The 24280-nt window shown below is 43.0% G+C and carries 22 protein-coding genes; 6 read left to right on the plus strand and 16 right to left on the minus strand.

All coding sequences use genetic code 11. The features are described from left to right. Positions 1-59: 59 nt before the first annotated feature. Positions 60-2153, plus strand: a complete 2094-nt coding sequence (locus H6F52_RS21220; RefSeq protein WP_199300669.1) for a glycosyltransferase family 39 protein — start codon at positions 60-62, stop codon at positions 2151-2153. A 289-nt stretch (positions 2154-2442) separates the two neighbouring features. After that, the gene (locus H6F52_RS21225) at positions 2443-3918 is read left to right on the plus strand and encodes a glycosyltransferase family 39 protein (protein ID WP_190536669.1); all 1476 of its coding nucleotides are present in this window, start codon (positions 2443-2445) and stop codon (positions 3916-3918) included. Here the strand turns inward: H6F52_RS21225 and H6F52_RS21230 are convergent. Both H6F52_RS21230 and H6F52_RS21235 read right to left on the minus strand, forming a co-directional pair. Then, positions 3915-4148, minus strand: a complete 234-nt coding sequence (locus H6F52_RS21230; RefSeq protein ID WP_190536670.1) for a glutathione S-transferase N-terminal domain-containing protein — start codon at positions 4146-4148, stop codon at positions 3915-3917. The genes H6F52_RS21225 and H6F52_RS21230 overlap by 4 nt on opposite strands. Before the next feature lie 146 nt (positions 4149-4294). After that, positions 4295-5479 (minus strand): hypothetical protein, encoded by a 1185-nt coding sequence (locus tag H6F52_RS21235; protein ID WP_190536671.1) that lies wholly within the window; start codon positions 5477-5479, stop codon positions 4295-4297. Positions 5480-6367: 888 nt separating this feature from the next. Here H6F52_RS21235 and H6F52_RS21240 point away from each other — a divergent pair. Both H6F52_RS21240 and H6F52_RS21245 read left to right on the plus strand, forming a co-directional pair. Beyond that, positions 6368-7093, plus strand: coding sequence for a hypothetical protein (locus H6F52_RS21240; protein WP_190439546.1), 726 nt, complete (start codon positions 6368-6370; stop codon positions 7091-7093). Positions 7094-7496: 403 nt separating this feature from the next. Beyond that, entirely contained in the window at positions 7497-8093 is a 597-nt protein-coding gene (locus H6F52_RS21245; RefSeq protein WP_190536672.1) for a hypothetical protein, read from the plus strand. Between the two features lie 28 nt (positions 8094-8121). On the opposite strand, the gene H6F52_RS21250 is transcribed toward H6F52_RS21245, so the two are convergent. The 4 genes from H6F52_RS21250 to H6F52_RS21265 all read right to left on the minus strand — a co-directional run bounded on the left by H6F52_RS21250 (position 8122) and on the right by H6F52_RS21265 (position 12278). Then, on the minus strand, positions 8122-9090 hold the full coding sequence (locus H6F52_RS21250) for a protochlorophyllide reductase (RefSeq protein WP_190536673.1): 969 nt from the start codon (positions 9088-9090) through the stop codon (positions 8122-8124). A gap of 310 nt (positions 9091-9400) precedes the next feature. Then, complete coding sequence (locus H6F52_RS21255) at positions 9401-10087, minus strand: discoidin domain-containing protein (protein ID WP_190536674.1); 687 nt, start codon at positions 10085-10087, stop codon at positions 9401-9403. 69 nt (positions 10088-10156) lie between these two features. Beyond that, entirely contained in the window at positions 10157-11023 is an 867-nt protein-coding gene (fghA, locus tag H6F52_RS21260) for an S-formylglutathione hydrolase (RefSeq protein ID WP_190536675.1), read from the minus strand. A gap of 142 nt (positions 11024-11165) precedes the next feature. Beyond that, on the minus strand, positions 11166-12278 hold the full coding sequence (locus H6F52_RS21265) for an S-(hydroxymethyl)glutathione dehydrogenase/class III alcohol dehydrogenase (protein ID WP_190536676.1): 1113 nt from the start codon (positions 12276-12278) through the stop codon (positions 11166-11168). A 236-nt stretch (positions 12279-12514) separates the two neighbouring features. Here H6F52_RS21265 and H6F52_RS21270 point away from each other — a divergent pair, with 236 nt between their 5' ends. Further along, positions 12515-13603, plus strand: coding sequence for a pentapeptide repeat-containing protein (locus H6F52_RS21270; RefSeq protein ID WP_190536677.1), 1089 nt, complete (start codon positions 12515-12517; stop codon positions 13601-13603). 413 nt (positions 13604-14016) lie between these two features. On the opposite strand, the gene H6F52_RS21275 is transcribed toward H6F52_RS21270, so the two are convergent. The 7 genes from H6F52_RS21275 to H6F52_RS21310 form a co-directional block, all read right to left on the minus strand. Beyond that, entirely contained in the window at positions 14017-15732 is a 1716-nt protein-coding gene (locus tag H6F52_RS21275; RefSeq protein WP_190536678.1) for a CHASE3 domain-containing protein, read from the minus strand. A gap of 996 nt (positions 15733-16728) precedes the next feature. After that, positions 16729-17067 carry a DUF5615 family PIN-like protein gene (locus H6F52_RS21285; RefSeq protein WP_190416125.1) on the minus strand — a complete coding sequence of 113 codons (339 nt, stop codon included), beginning with the start codon at positions 17065-17067 and terminating at the stop codon, positions 16729-16731. Next, positions 17064-17288 carry a DUF433 domain-containing protein gene (locus H6F52_RS21290; RefSeq protein ID WP_190416124.1) on the minus strand — a complete coding sequence of 75 codons (225 nt, stop codon included), beginning with the start codon at positions 17286-17288 and terminating at the stop codon, positions 17064-17066. Before H6F52_RS21290 ends, H6F52_RS21285 begins: the two co-directional genes overlap by 4 nt. 299 nt (positions 17289-17587) lie before the next feature. Further along, positions 17588-18817, minus strand: a complete 1230-nt coding sequence (locus H6F52_RS21295; protein WP_190439521.1) for a DUF6602 domain-containing protein — start codon at positions 18815-18817, stop codon at positions 17588-17590. A 106-nt stretch (positions 18818-18923) separates the two neighbouring features. Beyond that, a complete protein-coding gene (locus tag H6F52_RS21300) occupies positions 18924-19190 on the minus strand; it encodes a hypothetical protein (RefSeq protein ID WP_190439518.1) in 267 nt (88 codons plus the stop codon). Further along, a complete protein-coding gene (locus tag H6F52_RS21305; protein WP_190439515.1) occupies positions 19177-19449 on the minus strand; it encodes a BrnT family toxin in 273 nt (90 codons plus the stop codon). The genes H6F52_RS21300 and H6F52_RS21305 overlap by 14 nt, the downstream gene beginning before the upstream one ends. A gap of 124 nt (positions 19450-19573) precedes the next feature. After that, positions 19574-21829 (minus strand): FdhF/YdeP family oxidoreductase, encoded by a 2256-nt coding sequence (locus H6F52_RS21310; RefSeq protein ID WP_190536679.1) that lies wholly within the window; start codon positions 21827-21829, stop codon positions 19574-19576. Positions 21830-22142: 313 nt separating this feature from the next. On the opposite strand from H6F52_RS21310, the gene H6F52_RS21315 reads away from it, so the two are divergent. After that, a complete protein-coding gene (locus H6F52_RS21315) occupies positions 22143-22442 on the plus strand; it encodes a hypothetical protein (protein ID WP_190525450.1) in 300 nt (99 codons plus the stop codon). A 64-nt stretch (positions 22443-22506) separates the two neighbouring features. On the opposite strand, the gene mazF is transcribed toward H6F52_RS21315, so the two are convergent. The 3 genes from mazF to H6F52_RS21330 all read right to left on the minus strand — a co-directional run bounded on the left by mazF (position 22507) and on the right by H6F52_RS21330 (position 24215). After that, positions 22507-22854, minus strand: coding sequence for an endoribonuclease MazF (mazF, locus tag H6F52_RS21320; RefSeq protein ID WP_190439508.1), 348 nt, complete (start codon positions 22852-22854; stop codon positions 22507-22509). Beyond that, positions 22848-23090, minus strand: coding sequence for an AbrB/MazE/SpoVT family DNA-binding domain-containing protein (locus H6F52_RS21325; RefSeq protein WP_190439501.1), 243 nt, complete (start codon positions 23088-23090; stop codon positions 22848-22850). The genes mazF and H6F52_RS21325 overlap by 7 nt, the downstream gene beginning before the upstream one ends. 372 nt (positions 23091-23462) lie before the next feature. Continuing rightward, complete coding sequence (locus tag H6F52_RS21330) at positions 23463-24215, minus strand: hypothetical protein (RefSeq protein ID WP_190536680.1); 753 nt, start codon at positions 24213-24215, stop codon at positions 23463-23465. Positions 24216-24280: the final 65 nt, after the last annotated feature.

Consider the following 24280-nt stretch of genomic DNA (forward strand, 5'->3'; position numbering starts at 1 on the left):
ATGGGCTATTAATTTAAAGTCACATACTTCTATTGATCAAAATAAAAGGCTCTCCTCTTTTGCTCGGCATCTTTCTGGTGTCGCTGACGCTACGCATCCTGGCAATTACCGTTCCCATCAATTCTGATGAAGTGCTGTGGATGACTCGCGGTAGCACCTTTATACAGAACTTGCTGGAGGGAGATTTAACTGGCACCTATCGCCGTCATCATCCAGGCGTCACCAATATGTGGGTGATTGGCAGCAGTATGTTAGCGAATTGTCGGTTGCAAAAGCACTTCCCAAGTTTGCTAGGTCTGAATCAGCCACTAGACCTAGATGCCTGTTTCAACCAAGTTCAGTTCCCCATCCTCTTCTACGTGCTGCCGCGCTTGCTACAGGGTGCGATCGCTTCAGCGTGTATGGTGTGTTTTTATATACTTGCAAAGCGGCTGTTAGGGCAATCCGTCGCCCTATGCTCTCTTAGCCTACTGTTACTAGAACCCTTCTTTTTGGCTTATCAGCGCTACCTCACGACTGACGCGCTCATGGCTGATTTTAGTATTTTGGCGTTGCTGCTATTTTTACTGTATCTGCGGAGCGATCGCTACCGCTATCGTCGCTTGCTTGTCGCCTCTGGGGTATTTATGGGACTGGCGACAGCGACAAAAGTGACGGCTCTATTTATCTTGCCTGCTGTTGCCCTCTGGATAGCGCTAATTGAGTCGGGAATCTGGCGACCCAGCTTCCCTCAAAGGGGTTGGAAGCAGCAGTTGGCGGATCTCAGGTGGTGGGGATTGAGCATTTTAGGGACAATCGTTCTAATTTGGCCTGCGATGTGGGTGTCCCCCTCCTATGTTGTGGCGCAGATTTATAAAGGTCTGTTGAAAGAGTCAGCCAGAGGCGTACTTTTCTTTTTAGGGCAAATCACTGATTCGCCGGGACTACTTTTTTATCCGCTAGTGCTGGCGTATCGTCTCTCTCCCGTGCTGCAAGTGGGGTTGCTGGCATTTTTAGCGATATTGTTAATCCCCAAGCTGCGGCGTCACCAAAAGAAGATGCCGGAAGTAACAGCACTCGCTTTAATTCCCTTGTGCGTGCTGCTGATCCTCTCAGTCAGCGACAGTAAGATTGACCGTTACATTAACCTTTTCTTCCCAGTGCTAGCACTGCTATCTGCGGTTGGCTGGCTAGAAATGATGATTTGGGTCGGACGCGGCGCGGAGGCACTGCGGCGTCGCTTCGGGAAGCATCGCTTCGGTAAATGGGGAATCAACCGAGGCGTAACCACAGCGATCGCGCTTTTCCTCTTCCAACTCATCGTCCTTATCCCCTACTATCCTTATTACCTGAGCTATTACAACCCTTTGCTGGGCGGTTCGGGTGCTGCCAAACACATATTTATGATCGGTCAAGGCGAGGGTCTCGACTTAGCCGCTAAATGGTTGAATCAGTCACCGAATGCCAAAGAAATCAAAGTCGCTAGTTGGTATAGTTCCTCATTTGCCGCCTATTTTCACGGTCAAACTTTACCGATAGAAAAAGATATCCTGCCCGATCCTCAACCTTGGACAACAGCGAATCGCGTGGTATTGTACTACAACCAATTCCAGCGTCAGTTGCCAGAACCAAAAGCGATCGCTTACTTTGTCCCTCAGCAACCGTTGTATGCGGCACGATTGCACGATATTGACTATGCACGAGTGTATCCTGGCCCAATGCCTTTACCGGAGGATTTAGAACGCATTCAGGTTCCGCTTTCTATATCTTTCGGCAAGCAAGTGCGATTGCTCGGTTATGACGTGAATACTTCTAAACTCTCGCCCGGTGAAGTGCTGGTATTGACATTCTACTGGAAATTTTTGGCACCGATACCCCCTGATATGACGATTAACATCAGTCTGCGCGACACGCAAGGAAACCTACAAAATCGTTCCGATGCACGTCCGCTGGATGGCTATTTTTTTACAGATAAAGTAACTTCAGGGACAGTTTTACGCGATGTCCATAAACTTACAGTTGCACCCGGTACACCCCCCAATCGCTACCGTCTTGAGGTAGGGTGGTATTCGCCCAGCAAGGGACAACAATTGGAAACCCACGATGCGGTCGGAAATTCCCCAGGAACCCAAGCAATCATTGGTGAGGTGGAGGTAATAAAGCCAGATACATAATATAAACGTTTGGCTAATTTCACTTATTACCTAAAACTCTATATAAGGTATGTCTGGTAGCTATTTAATTGAGAGCATCTCATTGTGAAAATTTATATAAACCCCTCAACTAGGATTTCTCCTTTTCTCTTTTCTCCCTCCCCGTTTACGGGGAGGGTTGGGGTGGGGTTCCGGAGTGCAATTAGTTTTTAAAATGTATTAAAAATATCCTCTCCATTTACCATTAGCCGCTCATTAATTATTGATTTTAGGCTTTTGCTACCTATAAAAGTAAAAAAAAATATTAAATATGACCTATTTAAAGAATATCTTTTTTCACCTAATCATACTATTTCTCTACGTTGGCTTCGTACTTGCAATTAGACCAGTCCAGCAAGCTTTTGAATTTGATTATGATGAGGGATTAAATTTAATAAAAGCGCTTTTATACTCCCAAGGCTTTTCTCTATATACCCAGATATGGAACGATCAACCACCTCTATTCACCGTCTTTTTATCCTACTGGTTTAATATATTTGGATATTCAGTTTTTGCGGCACGGGTGTTGGTTATACTCTTTTCAGCACTTCTAATCTGGTCTTTTTATCAAATTATACGCTTCTCTTTAGGAAGAATACCTGCCTTTGTCGCTACAGTATTACTCTTCACTTCATGGTTATTTCTTAGACTCAGCATTTCCGTGATGATTGGGATTCCCTCTTTATCTCTGGCAATGCTCTCTGTTTATTTGCTAACTCTCTACAAACGGCAGCGTCGTAAACGTTTCATTATTTTATCAGGAGCCGTTTTAGCAGTATCTTTGCAAACGAAACTATTTACTATATTTCTGGTTCCTTTAATGATTTTTTATCTGCTGGATTTTAAACTCCGAGAACCGGAGGGAAGTAAATCAAAAAACTTCTTTCCGTCCTCTGTTTTATCTCCTCTGCTTTTATGGTTAATTTTTATTGCAGTTATCTATCTAGGAGTTAGCTTAATTTTTCAAGCTTTTAATTATGAACAGCTAGTTCAAGCACACTTGGGAGAGAAAGTTCAAGGTCAATCAACAACCTTTAATAATATTGAAAATTTACCTTACTTTCTTTATCAAGACTATGACTATGTATTTTTGGCATTCATTGGTAGTCTAGCAATTTTATTTAAAAAACAAAGAGAGGGGATTTTTCCTATAACATGGCTAGTGACTGCTAGCCTAATTCTCCTCAAGCATAAACCTGTTTGGTATCACTACTATCCTTTACTGGCGATTCCTATCTGCTGGTTAGCTGCCTATGGAGTTGCTTTAGTAATTAATTTGTTTCCAAAAGGGTGGAATTCTAATCTAAAATCGCTAAATTTCAAAAAGCTAATTTTTCCCGTCTTAGCAACAGCGCTTTTGATTGTGTCGATGATTGCGATTCCTGCTAAGCCTAAAGGAAGACCACCGAAAAGTCTTGAAGTTATGAATCTAGTCTTGAAACACAAAGATTCTACTCAATGGATATTCACAGATCGCCCCATATACGCTTTTTATGCGGGTTTGCCGGTTCCTCCAGAACTTGCCGTTATGTCAGATAAACGATTTAAATCGGGAAATTTGACTTTCGATGATATTATTGCTGTTTTGACAAAGTATCGTCCCGAACAAATTGTCCTAGCAAGATGGATTGAAACATTTAAGAGTAATAGTCAATTCAACACTTACATCGACGAAAATTACTCAAAGACTTATCAAGATGACAAAGGGACGGTAGAACATTATTTATTAAAGAAATCTTCCAGTTAGGGAAATTGCGACTGTTGCTCGAAAAGAGATGATAGTGGATTCCCAAACGCAGCGCTACCGTATTTAATGACTGGGACTTTGCCATAAAGCGAGATATCTGCGAACCACTCCGGCTTATTTTGCAAGTCAATCTCGATCAGTTTAAACTCTACACCTTTCTCAAGCAGCGCCAACCGCGTTCGATGGGCATAGGGACACACGCTTGCGCTGTAGATTTCTACTTCAGCCATGACTTTATCGTTTGCTAGTTATAGCTTGATTGTCACTTTTTCAGCTGAGTTTGTGGGTAGTTGGGGAGGATGCGAGAAGGGATCGCAGTTTCAGAAATTATTAGTCATTCAGCCTTATGTAGCTGAATCCTATTTAAAATAGATATTTATACATCGATTATCTTAGCCTTGAAAATAATTAATGCTTCCAGTCGATCAATAGATTTATAGGTTAATGCTGTTTCTAATCCCGCTGTAGCGCCCAATTCCTCTCCTTTTTTCAAAACAAGCCCTGTAATTCTCTTTAGCGTTTTTAACTTAGAGCCTGCAATTACACCAAATAAAGCTTTTTGACCAAGCTTTCTGAAGTTATCGTCGTAACTAGTATCCAGGGGCACCGTTAACTTATAGTCAATGTTATTAATAGTTTCATCTGCGCCTGATAACATCGCATCATTATCAGAAACTAGAATCTTAAAATTTGAGTAAACTTCTGCCCCAATTGCATCAAAAACATCTTGAGATATACTTAGACCTCCATCTCGTCTTATCGGCTTAGTATTTAGTATGGTTTCTGTAAGGAAAAGAACTATTTGTCTTAGTTGTTTTAAGACTTTTGTGACTGTTTTTCGATCCTGTAATTTATAGGGAACCAGAACAGGCTTTCCCTCTTTGGCATGAAACAAGCTACAACGAACCTTATAGATATCTGTAATTGTAGCTTTTTCAAAAGGTTTATTTGTTTTAAAAATTGGACTTGGCTGCGTTAAAATTCGCTTTAACCAGACGCATTCTTTCTCGTCTTTTCTTTTAGGGTCTATATAGCTAACAAGCAACTCTAGTGATAAATACATATTTCGATATGAATCAAATAGATCGTTAGTTGCTTGTGCTAATCTCAGATATCTTAGGCTTTCGTGGTATTCTGTTTTCTGAATTGGCGGCGGAGGAATTATATTTCCGGATGAATCTCTTTGAAATCCAAAAGCAGAACATTTTAGGTTATGATTGCATACAAATATTATTCTCAAAATTTGAGTTGAGCCTTCGCGCCACCATATCAGATGCTCTTCAATACTATTATTACAAACAGATAAATCTATCCCATGATTGATAGAAAGTAAGTCAAGCCCTATTTGTACATATTCATATGCTAGCTCAAAAACTGTTGACTCTGTTGCATTTTTGCCTCTAGCAACTACATAAGGGCTACTTGAACACACTTCTATTTCCCAATCTGGATTAACTTGGATTACTCGATTATATGTATGACGTTGAGTAAGAATAAACGCCGCTCCTGAATCAAGTTTTAAATTTTTATCAACGAGTGCAACGCCTGCTAATTCTGTCATATTTTATAAGAATTTTTTTACAAATAATTTAGCTGAATAACCTTCCTACAAAAGTTTTTGTAGTATTCTATCTTTTAGGAAAAAGCAGCTAACCCCGTTTTGTAGTACAATTGTAGCACGGATGGTGCTAACCATTTGGTGAATGATACCAAATTCTATCTAATTACTTATCCTCGGTGTGAAGGTACCTAGAACAGAGAGAGGAGTGCGATCGCTCTCCCGGATTGCTTGGCATCAATAGCGATTTGGGGAATACTTCATCTAGATTCTCGTTGACGATAGTGGATTCCCAGACGCGATCGCTATCGTTACTGGTTACGGCTTAATTTTTACCTTTGCCATGAGTCACTGACTTAAGCCTGAAGCTCGTAGGCTGGATTTCCTTCGACGAACCCAGCCAAACCCTTTGAAATGTTGGGTAACGCTTAGTCGCACGGAACAAACTTACGAATTCTCGCATTTCTCCTTATGTCAGTGCCATTTCTCTATAAACGCTCACCGCTACAAATAGCTTAATACTCAGCATAACTGGTTGTTTTTATCTATAAATATTTAGTAAAGATTGTCTATAAAAAAATAAAGATTTAGTAAAGGTACGCCTCTAATTGAAAGTTGTTTCGCTTTACTAAGTTTGTTTTATATCTATCAGCTTTCGCTAATAGCTTATAGCAGTTATTGAAACAGTCAGTCCTTTGATAGAAGTAACAATCCGCTCTTGAGATAGAGCCATTCGTGCGTTTGCAAAAGTTATTCTGAAAACAATTCAAGCAAAAGTAGCGAATCAAACTACAACAAAGCTAAGAATTCTTTTTTGAAAGAAAGTGCGTCACGCCGACAGACTTTCAAGGTTCTATTTTATCTACATTTTTTTGGAGTTTATCAACAGCTATGACTAATCCAAAGGATTACCAAACTTATAACCGTGAAGTTCGTCAGGATTCTTACAATGACGCTAACGGTCATACTCACACCAACGTAACGCGAACAGAAACAGTTAATAATGGCGTTGTTAAACCTAACGCTGACTCGTACCGGGATGGTTACGTTAGCGGGCGAGTCTCCGAGCGCAGCTACCAAGAAGAGAATTTAGCGGTTCGGGATAACAACAATGCCGCGAGTGGCTTGGTAATTGGCTTGCTCCTGACTTCGCTGGTAGGCTTGGCCGCTGGTACTTGGTTCTTTTTAAACCAACGGAATGAGGCACCCGCTCCGGTTATCCCAAATATTGTGGTTCCTAGACAACCAGATGCCAAGCCAGCTCCTGAAGCGAAGCCAGCTCCTGAAGCAAAGCAAGCTCCTAGAAAAGAAACCACGATCATTGAAAGAACTAGGGATGTTTTGGTTCCAGTTCCTCAACAGCAAGCTCCGGCACCTCAACAGCAGGCTCCGGCACCTCAACAGCAAGCTCCGGCACCTAACATCAACATTACTGTGCCCAATGCTGAGCCAAAGCAGCCTGAGGCTCAACAAGCACCTTCGACACAAACTGCTCCCACACAGTCCGAAAGTGAGAGCGATCGCACTCCAGCTCAAGACGAATCGAGTGCAACAGATTCAACATCCAGCAGTCAACAAAACCCTGCTGCCGATAGTCCGGAAGCTCCTGGTCAGTAACAGCCATAAAAAAGCCGCGATCGTCTTACTTCAAGCGTTAATAGTTTGAAGGAGAATAGCCTCAAAGTGAATGGCTTTGAGGCTATATTTTATGTTTGGTAAAATACCCACCTAAAGAATGACAATCAGCTTTACTACCCACCCCTCACATAGTTGATGAAGCAGGGGGAGAGTTTTCATGGTGGGTTATTTCTGCCGAGCTGGTCTTGTTCAGACATGAAGTAAGCTGCTGTTGAGTGCAAGCACTTTTATAGAAAGCTTGAAACCAAGACTTCTGCCTGCTTGCGTGACAATTCATTGCGACCATCAACAATTTGACAATTGGGCAAATAAATATGTATTTAACACACCCAAGCCGGGAAAAACGGCTAAAATTTTAATCTAATTTTTTTAACAGAGGTCTATGAATAACTCCTCTAACTTCGTAATGCTAAAGAGTGCGGAATGGAAGTTTTGGTTAGGCTGGATTGCTTTATCTACTATAGGTAGTTTGCTTGGGATTGTTACTGGCTTTTTTGTAACACTTTTGACTGGAGGTTTTGGCAGCAACGGATTTCCCTTTGGCTGGACTGTTGTATGGGCTATTTTGGGTTGCTTCCAATGGTTGTTGCTCAAGCGGCGAATTAAGAGATCGAGTTTGTGGATTGCAGCGTCTGCTATAGGCGGGGCGGTAGCTTTACCAGTATGTGTGCTAGCGAGTTACTCTATATCTACAAACGCACTATCTGATTTTTTTAGTGACTTTATATCATTGGATCTAAGTAATTCGTATGAGCTTTTTAGCCTATCTAAGATAGGTGCAATAAATGAAGCAATTGTTGGAACTGCACAATGGTTCTTGCTGAAGCGACAGATTTCGAGAGCGGGTTGGTGGATTCCAGTTTCTGCGTTAGGCGGGGCAATGATTCTACCTCCGATTAGTGCTGCAATTAAAGGTTTAGCTTTGGTTTTGATGTTTCGGCAGACAACATCAAAACCAGATAGCTATATTCAAGAATGACCAATAATTCGCTAACGCACAGTCTTCGTTACGCTACTCCAACTAACTTAGCACTGAGATCCCACAGCTTTTGAGCTTTGTTATCATCGCTGGCTTCGTCAGAAACCTCTTGCACAAAAGACTGACGACCGGGTTTCTGGCGATTTCCCCAACTCCAATACATCCCGGATTCCTTGTATTCAGGATCGGCAACAATCGCTGCAACCCTTTCCCCTGCCAACTCCTGAGACACGTATCCCCCGGTGATGTTCTTTTGGAACAGCGGAAAGATTTTCCGAAACAGAGGATAGTGGTTGCGGAATAGGGGCGTATCTGCAACGCATCCCGGATAGAAGGAGTTAAAGGTAATGCCTGTGGAAGAGTGATAGCGCCGATGCAGTTCCCGCATGGTTAAAACATTGCAAAGCTTGCTATCTTTGTAAGCTTTGCCTGGTTTAAACTTCTTGCCGTTAATCATCGCAATCGGTTCTTTGAAACCAGCTTCAAAGCCCTGGAGATTGCCTAAATCTGGAGGCGCTGGAATCGGAATCTTACCTCCCAACTCCTTCGGATTTGCCGTCACAGTTCCCAAAATTACAAGTCTGCGATCTGGATAAGAGGACTTTTTCAGATCCTCCAGCATCAGGTTGCACAGCAGGAAATGACCGAGGTGATTCGTCGCCACACTCAGTTCATAACCTTCGGCACTCCGCATAGGTTCTTTTAATAAAGGTAGATAAACTGCGGCATTGCACACCAATGCGTCCAAGGACTTGCCGCTAGCTCTGAAGTTATTCACGAACTGGCGAACGCTCTCCAAAGAAGCTAGGTCAATTTGCATGAGGGTGTAGCTGTCTTGGGGGATTTCCACTGTTTCGGCAGCTTTTTTCCCCTTCTCCAAATCCCGACAAGCCATCACTACGTGCCATCCCTTTTTGGCAAGCGCTTTTGCACCGTACAAACCAACCCCTGACGAGGCACCCGTGATTACAACTGTTGGCTTCCGATGTGATTCCATTGTGTTTAGACTCCGTTGACCGCCGTTAACTGTCTCTAGGATCTAGGATTTTACACCACTGGGTCATCAGCTCTTATTTTTCGAAGTGCGCTGTTATGAGTATCTTGGGGAAAGTTTTCTATCCATACTGGTTTTGCAATCGTTCATCAACAACACCAATTCAGTAGCGATCGTACCAACAATTTTGTAACTACCTGGCGATAGCGTACTTGACTTGCTAATACCATTCAGCAGCGGCAAGCAACGCGAACTTCGCCAAATTTAGCTTTATCTAATAGCTCTGTTTTACTTAGAGCGTTCAGCGTAGCGATTACCGTTTAACAGACTTTGAAGAATAAGCCCTGAGTTGATGAAAAGTACCCCAACCATTCCATTGTCCGTCCGGTGGTTCCCAATATTTGACATATCTCGCAGCAGTCGGTTTGATTGCAACATCAATATCAAGTTTATTAAAAACAGTTGTTGGAGCGTAAGGATGAACAATGTTAGAAACTAACTGCCAAGACTTGTTATCTGTTGATACTTCGACTCGAAATGTCAAGGAATTCTTAAACGCGCCATCCCAATCGATGTTATAGCCGACTCCATTAAGTTGATAAACGGAACCCAAATCCACAACTTGAAACGTGCCCTTACCATTATTCGTTTCATTTCCCCATCGACCTAGCTGTGGATAATTTGTTGTTGTTTTGTAATCCACATTATCATTGGCATTGGCCCAACCTGGGTAAGTAATTCCTCCGCCTCTGGCAATCACCTGTTTTTTCGCAGCAACGTTAACCCCTGGAAAGTTAAGTTTTTTTGCAACTTTAACTTCTCGCTCGGGTTGAGCTTTTGATGGAAGCGGGGAGGAGTTTTTTAAGCCTTGGGTAGATTTAGAACAACCAACTAGCGTGAAAGCGACAAGAAAAGCAAAGGCAGATAATTTAACACCTTGTATTCTCATTTTATGACTCGATTGGCTTTTCGCAAAATTTAATTCGCATTTACCTAACATAGATAGTTTTTATCCATTTAGTAGGGAAATGGAAATAAAATTTTATTGGTTTTGATTAGGTTAGAGTAATCAAAAGCCCGGTCGAGTCAAAGCAGCAGCGTGGTGAGCGAAATGATCGCCGATAAATGAGGCAATGAAATAGTAACTGTGATCGTAACCGGGTTGTTTGCGGAGAGTCAGGGGATGATTTACCTCTGCACAAGCTTGTGCAAAAACGTCGGGTTGCAATTGTTCGCCTAGAAATCGATCGGCATCTCCCTGATCGAGCAAAATGGGCAATCTTTCTGGAGCAGATTTAATTAGATGCATCGGATCGTAAGCTAGCCAGTCAGATTTATTGTCGCCCAAATAATTTTGAAACGCTTTTTGTCCCCAAGGGACAAGGCTTGGGGTAACAATTGGAGAAAAGGCGGAGACACTTTTAAACATTCCGGGATTTTTCAGGGCGATCGCTAAGGCACCATATCCGCCCATTGAATGTCCGAAAATGCCCCGAATTGCCATGACGGGGAAATTGGCAGCGATCGCTTCCGGCAGTTCTGAAACTACATAGTCATACATCCGATAATGCCTTGCCCAAGGCATTTGCGTTGCATTGAGATAGAAGCCTGCACCTGTTCCCAAGTCCCAGCTATCTTCTTCTCCAGGGACATTACAGCCGCGCGGACTGGTATCGGGAGCAACCACAATTACACCGTATTGCGCTGCAAATTGCTGTGCGCCTGCTTTACTGATGAAATTTTGTTCTGTGCAAGTTAGTCCACTCAACCAATAGAGTACGGGACACGACTGCGTTTCAGCTTGGGGAGGAAGATACACGCCAAAATTCATCTCGCAGTCGAGTACCGCAGAGTGATGGCGGTAGACAGATTGCCAGCCACCGAAACTCCGGTTGCGGCTGACTAAGGTGAGGTTTGTCGGGATGGGTTGGTTCATGACTGATAATGCTGCATACCAAGTTCTGCGCGATCGAGAAGAACCCCACCCCCAGTCCCTCCCCGCAAGCGAGGAGCGGAGCTATAGGCTAAGGCTATGGCGGGGTGGGGTTCTCTTAATTATGGGCAAGGCGGACATGATATTACGAATACAGAATCACAGAACGAATGCTCTTACCCGCATGCATCAAATCGAACGCTGTGTTAATTTCCTCTAGTGGCATCGTCTGAGTAATGAATTCATCAAGTTTAATTTCGCCTGCAAGATATCGTTCTACATAACCGGGAAGTTGCGATCGCCCTTTGACTCCGCCAAAGGCAGAACCCCGCCACACGCGCCCCGTAACCAGTTGGAACGGACGAGTGCTAATTTCTTCTCCCGCACCCGCAACCCCAATAATGGTTGATTCTCCCCAACCTTTATGGCAAGCTTCAAGGGCAGCTCGCATCAAATTGACATTGCCGATGCACTCAAAGGTATAGTCAGCACCGCCATCCGTGAGTTCGACAATCACTTGCTGAATTGGCTGCTCGTAATCTTTGGGATTGATGCATTCCGTTGCGCCTAACTGCATTGCCAGTTCAAACTTACTAGGGTTGATATCTATGCCAATAATCCGCCCTGCTTGAGCCATTACGGCTCCCTGAACGACGCTTAACCCAATTCCCCCCAAACCAAACACCGCAACCGTTGAGCCTGGTTCTACTTTCGCCGTGTTCAATACAGCACCAATGCCTGTAGTAACGCCACATCCTAAGAGGCAAACTTTTTCTAACGGCGCGGCTTTGTTAATCTTGGCGATCGCAATTTCGGGCAATACGGTGTATTCGCTGAACGTACTGGTGCCCATATAGTGATAGATAGTTTCACCGTTCTTGCTGAAACGGCTAGTTCCATCAGGCATCAATCCTTTGCCTTGCGTGGCGCGGATTGCCTGACACAGATTCGTTTTTCCAGACAGACAAAACTTGCATTGCCCGCACTCTGGCGTATACAGCGGAATTACATGGTCGCCTGGTTGCACACTGGTGACGCCAGCACCCACTTCTTCCACAATCCCGCCGCCTTCATGCCCCAAAATCGTTGGGAAAATGCCCTCTGGATCTTTACCAGACAGCGTAAATGCATCCGTGTGGCAAACGCCTGTGGCAACAATCCGAACCAAAACCTCTCCAGCTTTTGGCCCTTCCAGGTCAATTTCTTCAATTTCTAAGGGCTTGCCAGTTTCCCAAGCGATCGCCGCGCGTGTTTTCATCGTGACTTCCTGCCAATTTTGTTCAGCACTACATCATCCCGAACTTTGTCCTAGATAGCGAGCGCTGTAATTCTTACTTTAGCGATCGCAGTTCGTTTCGCGGGTGAAAGCGACCCAGAAGTTTTAAAAATACGTTTGTAAACGCCCCCTCAATCCAAACATTGCTTGAATTAAGCCGGCTTTCTTACTTGTGGCTTAGGATAGGCTTGCAAAATTCTTACTTCGGGTAAATAAGGATGTGGCACAAAAAAAGTTTGTGGTGGATCTTGGGAGGATTGGGAGGAAGTGCGATCGCTATCTTTGCCCTACTCAATTTCTCCCACTGGCATCGTCTTCGTAGGTACGAGAAGATTCCTGACTTGAGGGCTGTGCAATGGAGTGGTAAAAACTTAGCTGGTGCCAATTTTTCCCGCCAAATTTTCCGAGAGGCAAATTTATCGGAGGCAAATCTGCGACGGGCAAACCTCCAAGGGACAGATTTCTCTGGTGCGGCTACTCGCCTGATTGACACCGACTTACGGGAAGCAAATTTAACTAAAGCTTTACTCTCCGGTACTCAGGCTACCAGAGCCAATTTCTCTGGCACAATCCTCCGGGAGGCCGACTTAAGCAACGCTAGCCTGAATGGTGCGCGTTTTAGAGATGCTGATTTGCAGGGAGCAATTCTGATTGGGGCAAAACTGGTAGGAGCTGACTTCAGCGAAGTGAAGCACGATCCGGCTTATCTCGATCGAGCGGATTTGACCGATACGGGTATTACAGGATTTCGCGATACACGGCTTTGCAACGCCACTATGACAAATGGTGCAATTTCTAAACAGGGTTGCTTTTGGCCTTCCTACGATTTGAAGCAAGCAGCACAAGCTCAGGATTGGCGCTGGATGGATTCGGCAACCAGTTATCTATTTCGAGAGGCGGTGATTCCTGGGGATGCCAAGGCACTTGAGCAGACTGTAGACGAGATTACACCCGAACAAATCCGGGCGATGCCCTGTAAACATCTCAAAACTCTAGACCAACTTTGGCGACAAGCAAGCGGCGATCGCTTTGGGTTCGGCATTCAGCGGCAAATTTGGGAAAGTTCTCAAGTAAATCGAGATTACACCAAGTTCGGAGAAGCTGTGGGATGGAAGCAGAACGGAACTTGGCTCAAATTTAATGATTTAAAGGCTAAAGAGTCCGCTTCCAATGGCAGTGTTCTCCCAATCGGTCATTTTCCCCGGCACTCTTGGCAAGTTCTGGAACCTACTAAGACCGAGCCTACTCGCTTTCGCCGTGTGGGATTTGGGGAATGGATGGCACGACTTAAAGCCTGTGGAATTTGAGCGGCTCCCAGTCGTTAATCTCAAACGCCTTCAAGTGATGTTCCGACGAGTCCCTAATGGTTCCGAAATTCCCAAAACTTGCTCTTGTCAATTCGGAGTCGTTATGAGCGTGGTTAATTTAACGAAGTCATTAAGAGTTTGACTTAAACAAGGTTAAGTAAGGATATCTATGAGCGATCGCGAAAAGTTGACCACAGCCACAGGTTGCCCAATTGCTGATAACTAGAATTCCCTAACAGCTGACCCGCGTGGTTTTCTGTTGATGCAGGATGTGCAGCTTCTAGAACAGATGCAGCAGTTCTATATCGATATTGTTACTCATCACAGCACGCTCTCGGCTTTATTTTGTCATCGCAGTCGCGACCCTCTTACTGAGGATGACTTAAACGTATAGCAGTTTATAATCTGTCCAACTAAACCACCGCATTGAGATTAAGCGCTGATTGATTCACCATTTGCATCCCAATTTTAGTTTGCTCTAAACCACTTGCTGTTTCTACCGATCCTTGTTTCAAATTATTCATCACTTCTACCACTTGCTCAATCGCCAGAGCTTGCTGCTTAGCAGTGAGAGAAATTTGCTGACTGCGTAACACAACATCATTAATTGCTGCTATTGAGTCCTGTTGATTGTTTAAAACAACTTCCTCAATCGCTTGAATTACGCTACCATACGCTTCCAACACAATATCATTAATTGCTTGGGTAACATTTGTAGAAGACTCTAAGACAACATCATTAATTGCTTGAGCCACTTTAGCAAAAGCATCGGCTGTTTCTCTAGACATTTCAATAGTTTCATCGGCATTCTTCTTCCCTCGTTCCGTCACTACCACTGTTAAATTTATTGCCTTTTGAATATCGGAAATCAGCGTATTAATCTTTTCTGCTGATTTTTTGCTTTGGTCGGCTAATTTGCGAATTTCGCTAGCAATGACTGTAAAACCTTTACTGTTCTCCCCTGCACGTACAGCTTCTACTGCGGCATTTAATGCCAGCATATTTGTCTGATTAGATATGCCTGTAACTAAGGCGCTAATGTTGCCAATCTGATTAGCTTGTTCGCTTAAACTCACAATATGGTCTGCGATCGCGACAACTTTTTCTTTCAATTCTGACATTCCATTTACAGTTTTTATGACAGATTGATTGCCCGATGCAGCTAAGGATAGTACCTGCCGCGAACCTGTGGCTGATGATTCTGCTAAAGCTAATACTTGATTTGCACCTTTGGTTGATGATTCTGCTAAAGCTAATACTTGATTTGCACCTTTGGTTGATGATTCTGCTAAGACTAATAGTTGTCTTGCACTTTCTAGCGATGCCTCTGCTTGTTCTGATGCTTGCCGAGCTGATGCATTTAATTCATTCATCGTTGCACAGGCTTGATTAACGGCAACAGCTTGGTTGGTTGCTATACGTTCTTGTTCTTCTACAGCAGTAGAAATTTCTGTAGAAGAACTAGCCAGCGCACTAGTCACGTCATTAATCGGTCGGACAACCTTTTTAGAAATAAACCATAAAGTAAAACAAGCTAAACCTATTGCAGCAGCAGTGCCGCCTAAAGAAATAAAATTTGATATTTCTTCGGCTCGTTTAGCTTCTTCTTTCCTTTTATCCAGTAGTTCATTTTCTATGGCAATCATTTCGCCAATCTCTTCGCGAAGATGATCCATAACTTGCTTCCCTTTACCAGAAAGCACTAAAGCTCTTAATTCTGTTTCTTTACCTGCTTTCTTTAAAGAAATAGTTTCCGCTAATTCTGAAATTTTTTCTTGAGACAAATCTTCAACATTAGCCAAATTTTCCAATTGTTTGGGGTTGTCTTGTATAAGTTTTTGTATTTCCTTGAAATCTTTATTTATTATTTCAAGAGCTTTATTATAAGGTTCCAAAAAAGTGTCTTTCCCCGTAATAATGAAACCTCTTTGCCCTGTTTCTGCATCAACTAGATTTTTTTCCAACCCCCCCAGTTTATCTTTAACCTCATAAGTGTGTGTTACCCAATCTACTGCTTCTACCAAAGTATTTGTACTGATTTTAGAAGTAATACCTATACCAACCATCAGTGCCATAATTGTCCCAAAGCCGACTTGGGTAACTTGACCGAGCTTAATTTTATTTTCCATATCTAGCTATCTCAATTAATTGCTTATTGATATATTAACAATCAGCAAGTTATTGACAGCAACCGCAAAAATACGGTATTTCCTTGTTAATCTAAATCAGTCCTTAATAATTCTTAATAAGCAATATTTTTTTATAAACAGATTCAGGTTTGAGCGAGTCGAGATTAGTTTGTTTAAATTTGAGAGAACAAGTCATAGCATTTTTTTTGCTTTACAGTAAATTTAGTAAAAAAATTAACAATTACTAAGCAAACACGCAAATCAGCAAAGTATTTCTGTAGTTAATTGATGGGCTGAAAACTTGAGATGTAAGAGACAGTTGGTAAATAGATATGAAGCGAGTATATAGCAGGAGATCAAATAATCGATACAAGATGCAACAAATGAGTCAACCCTTTTACGACAGTGACTTTAACGATGAGGAACAGCAACAGATTGAACCTTTTTTACTCCGTGCCAAGCCTTTTTGTAAACACTGATTTGTAAACACTGAGAGGTTAACTTACGAGAGATTTTGAATGCTATTGTCTACCGAGCAGATAATGGAATTAAATGGCGCAATTTGCCCCGCGATTTTCCAGGGTGCCAAACAGCCTATGGCTACTATCGTTTATGTAAAATTGGACATCTGGGAGCTTTCTCAATCCAGCCCTGGTGCAGCAAGTACGAGTTAGCAAGGGACGGCAGGCTCAAGCCAGTTTAGCCATAATTATCCATTTAAGAAGAGCCTCTGCCATACTCCGACGCAGGCAAGAGCCTTTTCGGCGGTAGGCATAGGCTGTTATTGACATGATACCGAGTATCACCATACCGTAAAAGATGTACTTGACTGGCTTGAATTGACCGAATAATCATCCTGCAAACATTGGCGATCGCACTCAAGCAGCGAGAGGGTCAAAGTTGCGATCGCCTATTTCTGCTTTAGACTAACTGCCATCTAACTGGTTTGTGCGAATAAAATATCACCTAGCGATCGCTAGTCCTTCCGTTGATGGACTAATCCCCGCTAATCTCTACTAACATCTCGCCTGAGCGCAAAAGCTCCAAAGCGTCTGGCAATGTTGCACTCAAAATCTCTCGCAATCGCGTATTGGATGTATTGCCACACGTCAACCAGATAATTTGTGGAGGTACCCCGTAGCGAGCGACCAAATCAACAAAATCTCTGTCCTTGGTTATAACGATCGCTCCTTGCGCTTTTGCTGCCTCAAAAATCTCATAATCTTCAGCATCTCTCAGACCAATATCGCGCAAGGCTACTGCTGTCACCCCAAATGTATTCGCGATCCAGGGTGCAATTCCAGGCGACAGTTGTGCATCTACCCAAATCGTCATGCCACCAGAACTGGATGATCGACTTTACGCGCCGCGTAGGTGAGTGCTGCTTTCAGATCCTCCATTTCCAGATCGGGCATTTCCTCCAAGATTTCTTCGGCACTTAAACCAGCCGCAAACAAGTCCAGCACATCTGATACCCGAATTCTCATACCCCGAATACAGGGACGACCACCACACTGTTTTGGATTAACTGTAATTCTTTCAAGCAAATTTGGCATCCGATTTTACTCCGAAATAAATCCTTATCTCAGTGTGGATCGAGTTTGCCTAAGTTGCAAATTCAAAAAATCTGAAGATGCGATCGCTTATTTTTTCTTCTGACTAACTGCTATCTAACTGGAATCACAAGGCGTAATTGCGATCGCTTGCCAGTTTCTAATCCCAACTGCTTGACAAGTGGCAATGAAGATATATCGTTAATGGGTAATCGCGTATTATCTGCTTTTGCATAATTACCCTGCCAGGAATACTCCTCATAGATCCCTGTATGGCTAACAATGTATAACCCTCACTTTAACTACAAAGTCGCTGGATAGTTACATTTTGGACATTCATGGATAAGTTTATCTCTAAAACTATAATATTTAGGTATTATGCACTGTTTACCATCTATTGTTAGAGAATAAAATTGCCAACTACTAAATCCAGGTAAGAATAATATATCCTTTAAAGACAAATTTTCAGGATTGTAAATATAAACTTGATTTGATTGAGGCACATCTTCAGAAGATGTAGTATCATCAGAAGCCATAGCAATATTGAAAATTGTAGATAAATCCGTCGGTTTTGATTTAAAACATACCTCTATAATTGTGTTAATTGCTTCATGAGATATCTTACGAAAATAGCGACCGTGTTTTGGGCAATCTCCAATTTCTTCAACCTCCCCATAAGTAAAACAATACGCTCTTTCGCTTGACGTAAATGGTAGTCTTACATATTGATATAAATCTACTGTTTTGACGTTGGCAACTTCTAGTAATTCCATTAAGTAAAGGTAAAAAATTAGAAGGGTATTGCCTATATTAGGAATACCTGTAGCTTTTGGCTTAGAAATATTTTTGATATCACTGTTCCTGAAATAGTGATATCTTAATCCATTTGGCACCAAGCCTTCTTCACAAGGTATTATTAACCCTTGGTTCAGAACAACAACAAAATTTGGCCAAATTGACGAAGGATTTTCTATCATAAATTCTTCTATGGTTTTTGCTAAGGTTGTCCATTGTAAGCTGCACTCATATGCAAATAAAATGCCAAATCTTTCCTCAGCCCCTTTAAGCTTCTTAAATGAAGCTATATTCTTTAATCCCTTATTTACATCGTCCTTGCTACTCAATTTTGACTTAACTTGTATTACACCGTAAACAGCCTCAATTGCTAAAAATGACAGACTTGAATAGCTAACTAATTTTGGGCTGTTGAAAGAGTCATAAATTGCTATATCAATTTGCTCAGTTTGATGTCCAGTTTGAGAAACAACCCGAACACTTGACTTTGAAACACCATACTTTAAGGGAAGATATCCTTTTTCAGACAAAAATTCTCGTAATATTTCTTCTCGAACAGCACCTTTATCTCCTGGGTGCCTGATGGATGATGACCGCTTATATTCATTAAATAGTTTGTCTTGATTTAATGCAAATTCCCGTTCCAATCCCTGAAATTCTATTGATTGCTCTCGAAACTCTTGAGCAGTTGATTTTAATTCGGAAATTAATTTGTGTCTAGGATCTGGATGTGTCATTTTTTTTAGTAAAATTTTGAAACTTTAATTTATTTTTGATTATTGTTATTGGGCGTTAATTCTTCAATTCTATGCTAATTCGCCTTAGCGATCGCACTAATTCGCGTTAAGGGCTTTTGTCTGTCTGCTCCAAAGCAGTTTTAGGCTGGGTTATGGCAGCAGGAGGCTGGTTTTCCTGCATAACTTTTATTAGAAACCGTAGAGCTTCATTGACTGCATTGGCATTGGGAAACATCTCTGCGACATCGGGTTCTAAGCGAACGATTGTCTCGCCAAAACTCTTTCTTTGGGAACCTAACTTTCTGACTCGTAGACTTTTTAAGTCATATTCCGATCGCATCTCATCTTCCATTTCGGGCTCAACCCTCTTCATAGACTTCTCGCTCGGAGCGGGTAACAACTCTTGCGCTAATGAGACGAATCGAGTCTCCTCTTTCCGTATAAGAGACAATTAATAAGCGTCCTTGATTGGACTCTCCAACAATAAGGTAACGCTCTTCGTCATCAGAGTGGTCTGGATCGTAGAAGTCAACATAGAGTTGATCGTCGAAAACAGTTTTGGCTTCTTCAAAGGAAACTCCGTGCTTTGAGAGATTGCTTGCCGCTTTGTTTTCATCCCACTCAAACCGCATAGGAATATCTTAGCATCAGATATTTGAGGAAACTTGATGAACGGTTAAGGCTTGAGTAGCGATCTCACTGAGCAGTCAGCCGTCGATGATATGTTGATTTGCATTAGCGATCGCTCTCCCGCTATCAGGTGTAAACTACAACCGGAACTCGCTTAAACGCAGGTATCCCAGACCGCTTATCTATACGCGCTTTAAAGATTACATTAACTTCGGGATAGAACATCATTGCTGCTCCTTGACGCACAGCACCAAAGATAATTTCAACATTCTCTAACTTGCCTGCATCACCCTGCACCGTGACTCGTTGATGCTCTTGCCATCCTGCTTCTTCTGCATCCAAGGGGTTCATTAAAATGCAATTTCGGTGCGGCATTCCGCGATACTTGTCGCCTTGTTTATAAACTACCGTGTTATGTTGCGAGTAGCTGCGTCCCGTCATCAATGCTAATACAATGCTTTGCCTAGATTCCGGGACTCCAAACTCTTTTGCTTCCGGTAAATGCAATTCTGGTAATGGCGTGAGAAACATATTCGCTTTACCCGACGGTGTAGCAAATTTTGGTTCCTTGAAAATGCGTCCGGCGATGGTGAATTCTTCCTTGGTTTCATCAATTGTCGCCATCTGCTCAAAGCCAGGAATCGTTTTGGCAATCAGTTGGCGGACATATTTAGTATCTTGCAGTTTGCGCCAATCAACCGGGTTGCTGCCAAGAATGCGATGGGCTAATTGCGTGAGAAATTCTACCTCCGAAATCAAATCTGCATCCTTGAGATGGGTTTTTCCAACATCATTCAGCCGCACAAAGTTGTTGCCTGATTCCGTAGTAGTTTGGTGCGGATTTTCAAAGCGATTAAATACGGGAATGATGATAGTATTTTTCTGGGCTAAACCGTGAAAGTGTCCTAGATTCGGTTTAGTGGCGAGGTAAATAATCGTTTCAATATTGCCTAAAGCTCGCTTTGCTTGATTTAAGTCAGGGTTCGCCGCATACAGATTCCCACCCAGGCAAATCAACGTGTCTACTTTGCCTGCATCAGCCGCATCAATTAAGTCGCGGGCGCGATATCCAGGGTTGCGGTTGAGCGATCGCCCTAGCAATTTCTCTAGTGCTTCTTGAATCTCTTTTTTGAGCTGGACTGTGACTCCCATCGAGCCAAAACCTTGGACGTTAGAGTGTCCCCGGATCGGCATCGTACCGCCGCCGTCTTTGCCAGCATTCCCCGTCAGCAGAGCAGTGTTAGCGATCGCATAGATGTTATCCACGCCGTTTTCTTGCTGCGTTGCACCCATCGCCCAGGCAAACACTACACCTTTTGAAGAGGCGATTAGTTCGGCGGCGATTTCGATCTCCTGTTGGGAAACACCGCAAGTTTGCGCGATCGCATCCCACGAAATAGAGTTAGCATAATCGACAACCGCTTCCCAACCCTCAGCATGGGCGCAAAGATAATCTGTTTGAATTAAGTTGCGTTCAATTAGCGCTTTTTGGATGCCGATAAATAGCGCCACATCGCTACCGGGAATCGGTTGCAGATAAAGTGAGGAAATCTCCGATCCGGTAAATAGCGACTTGAGGGGAAATGCTGGGGAAGCAAACTTGACCAACCCCACTTCAATAACTGGATTAACCACAATAATTTTGCCACCGCGATCGCGCAACTCGATCAGTTCGTTCATCAAGCGCGGATGGTTAGCAGGTGCATTCGACCCGATCAGCACCACGCATTCTGCCTTTTTCAGGCTATCCAGACTCACCATTGACGTGCCAGAGCCAAACATCTGCTTCAGTCCCACTGTCGAGGGGACGTGGCACAAATCGAAGCAATCTGCCAAATGATTCGACCCCAGCGATCGCATCATCAGTTGCAACAGATAAGCCGCTTCATTCGACGATCTCCCAGAACTATAAGAGGCGATTCGTTCCGGCGACTTGCGAAAACCAGCTTCGCCAATCTCGTAAATCTCATCCCAAGAAATCCGCTCGTAATGAGATTTTCCCTCGCGCAGAATGACCGGAAAACTGAGACGACCGAGGCGATCCGCTTCTAAAGAAGTCAACTGCTGGAGTTCGGCGATACTGTGGCGCTCGAAAAAATGCGTCGATACGGCTGGTTGCAACTCGGCGGAAATTGCCTCTACGCTTTTCGCGCAGCGTTGCATCGTTTCCCCCAACTCGTTTGCGAAGCCGCCTTTTTGTCCCCCCGTTCCCCAAGCACAGGACAAGCAAGCACTTTTATGCAACAACGTTTGCCAGAGTTTTGGCCCTTCGGGTGATAGGGTATGCTCTGCCCAATATTGCACGACGGGCAAACCGCCACCCATTTCTGGAGTATTGCTGGTTGCTTTGGTTGCGTCTTCTGGTTTAATTTCTGCGTCCATACAGCTTCCTCTTGAATGCAGCGCCACTCATCTGTCAGCCTGGAATGCGTTTTCTCCCTCGGAATTTATCTTGAGCTAAATACTATCTAGAGGGGCTTGAAATCAGCGTAACTCATCAAAACTTCTCTCGCACGATTGTATGGATGTGCGATCGCTGAGAGTTTTTTCCCTAGAAAACTAGCTTCTCAAACATCCTCTAACTATTTCAATCGTAGCGCTGGGATCTCAGTCTTTAAGCAGATTTTCAGATGCCTTCCCGTAGCCTGCAACTGCTCTATGAAATAATGGGGACACAACTGTTCCTAAAATTTTTATGACCATTTCTCACAGCCAGGGCTATCTCGTCACGATCATTTGCGAATCGGTATTGCAAGATCGCCTAGTTAAGCTGCTCAGCACAATAGGTGCTTCTGGCTACACCATTATTCCCGCCAAGGGCGCTGGTAGTCACGGTAAACGTATGGGAGATATCGCTGGCTATAACACCAACATTGAAGTCAAAACCATTGTGTCAAAAGAGATATCAGACCAATTGTTAGAAGACCTAAAGGAGTTTTCGAGCAATCATGCCTTGATTGCCTTTCGTCAAAAGGTAGATGGCTTGTTTGATTAAGTAGTTGAATCTAAACTCTGACTGGGGCCAGAGATTTCAATTTGTCAAGCTATTTATTGATTAGTTATAGCAAAAGTGGCTCAATTTTTGCTTGTACTTCCTCAATCAGACTTTCTGGCACAGACTCGACAAATTGAACACCACGAGCTTTCCAGTCTAAACACTTAATCTGATCTGCAAGAATAACCCCCTGAATCTTCAATCCAGATGGCAAGAGAACTTCAAAAGGATATCCTTTTTGTTGTTTTGTGATAGGCATGAACAAAGCCAGGGAGCTTTTCTCGTTATAAACAAGAGGCGAGATTACAAAAGCTGGTCTATGACCCCTCTGTTCGTGCCCCTTTGTCGGATCGAAGTCCAAGTAAACGATATCTCCTCGGCTTGGAATATACAGATTTGCTTGTGCTACCAAACTTCATTCCCTACAGCGATTCCACTATCAATTTCAGTGTGAAGATTCTCCGGTGTAATTCCCTCAATAAGCTCATCAAGCGAGTAACGCTTTCGATTTCTGGGCTTGATAACTAGAGTTCCATCTACCACACTAATATCTATCTCAGCCCCTTCAGCTAACTGGATCTCCTTGGCTAAATTCTGTGGAATCCGAACAGCAAGACTGTTTCCCCACTTTGCAACAGTCGCAGCCATAGTCTGAATCTCCATCTAGCGAAACCGCTCTCTATACTCTGCCCTTATTCAAGTACGTATCTACAGTATAGCGACGAAGCAAATGCTCGACAAGCATTCTGCCCCAAAGCCACTTGCAGCACTTCCAGCCAAAAATCATTGCAGTATTGTCTTACAGGCAACTTTCTAAAATTTTCAATTCGGTTTTGAGCATAATTCAGCTTCTTATTTGTCGTCAATCCTGGTGCCGATGCCCTTAGCGAGGCAAGACATACACCCGTAGAATGAGCAAATTATCTCAATTATGGCGATTCATAACGGTGAATTTTAGCGATAGCAGATAACCTCTTGCTTGCAACAGATAGCCTCCCGGCGCTTGGCTCTAACGATATGTTAGATCGCGAGAATTATAGGACTGGGCGTAGTTTCTTTCTCTTTCAAGAAAACTAGAAATGTAAAGTCGTCATAAAAGACCATCCTGATGATGAAATTTTTATCTTCAGATTTTAAGAATTGGTAGTAGAACACGTCTGGACAAGACCCTTTTTTAGTTAATCCTAATTCTTGGTGTTTTTCTCCATGAATAAAGCCTTGATTGATATGATTCAAAACGTAGGCATCTTGTGAGTTGCTCAAGTTCCTATTTAAGAGGTTGGGACTTTTGATAATGCAGCTATTAAGCCACTTCTCTTGATAGCCTGACTCACGATAGTAAAGAGCACGAGCAATCGATTCAATTACACGCTCAATACGCCGCATCTCATATGAAATAGCTAAAGTCTCGTAAGGGATAAGTAAGCCGTTATTTTCAGAAATAACTCTTGCGCTTCTAGCAGTGGAAAAGATTCTCTTTCCTAAGACACCTTCGCACCTAAGCAGGGTTTGAACCCATTTTGACTTAAAAATGGTAAATGCAAGATCACTCTTGGAGTTCATAACGATCACTGCTGCTGCATATTCATCATCACTGGATCTGGAATTATTATGTTCTGAACATGAAGGTACAGTTATTAGATGGCTTCTATAGTTAGGGCTATTGCTAGGCAAGTATTTCTTCTCAGGGAAGAAGCATTTGGGAGGAATGTGATCTTTTGTTGTTGCTGTTCGTTCACAGCAATAGCACTGTGCAGGCTCAGGGGGTTTCATTGTTCAGACACTTATTGCAGTCTAAATGTACTATTCTAGTTAATATTACACTTTGTAGTACAAAG

Origin of the sequence: Coleofasciculus sp. FACHB-542 (assembly GCF_014695825.1) — a bacterium.
Lineage (GTDB): Bacteria > Cyanobacteriota > Cyanobacteriia > Cyanobacteriales > FACHB-T130 > FACHB-T130.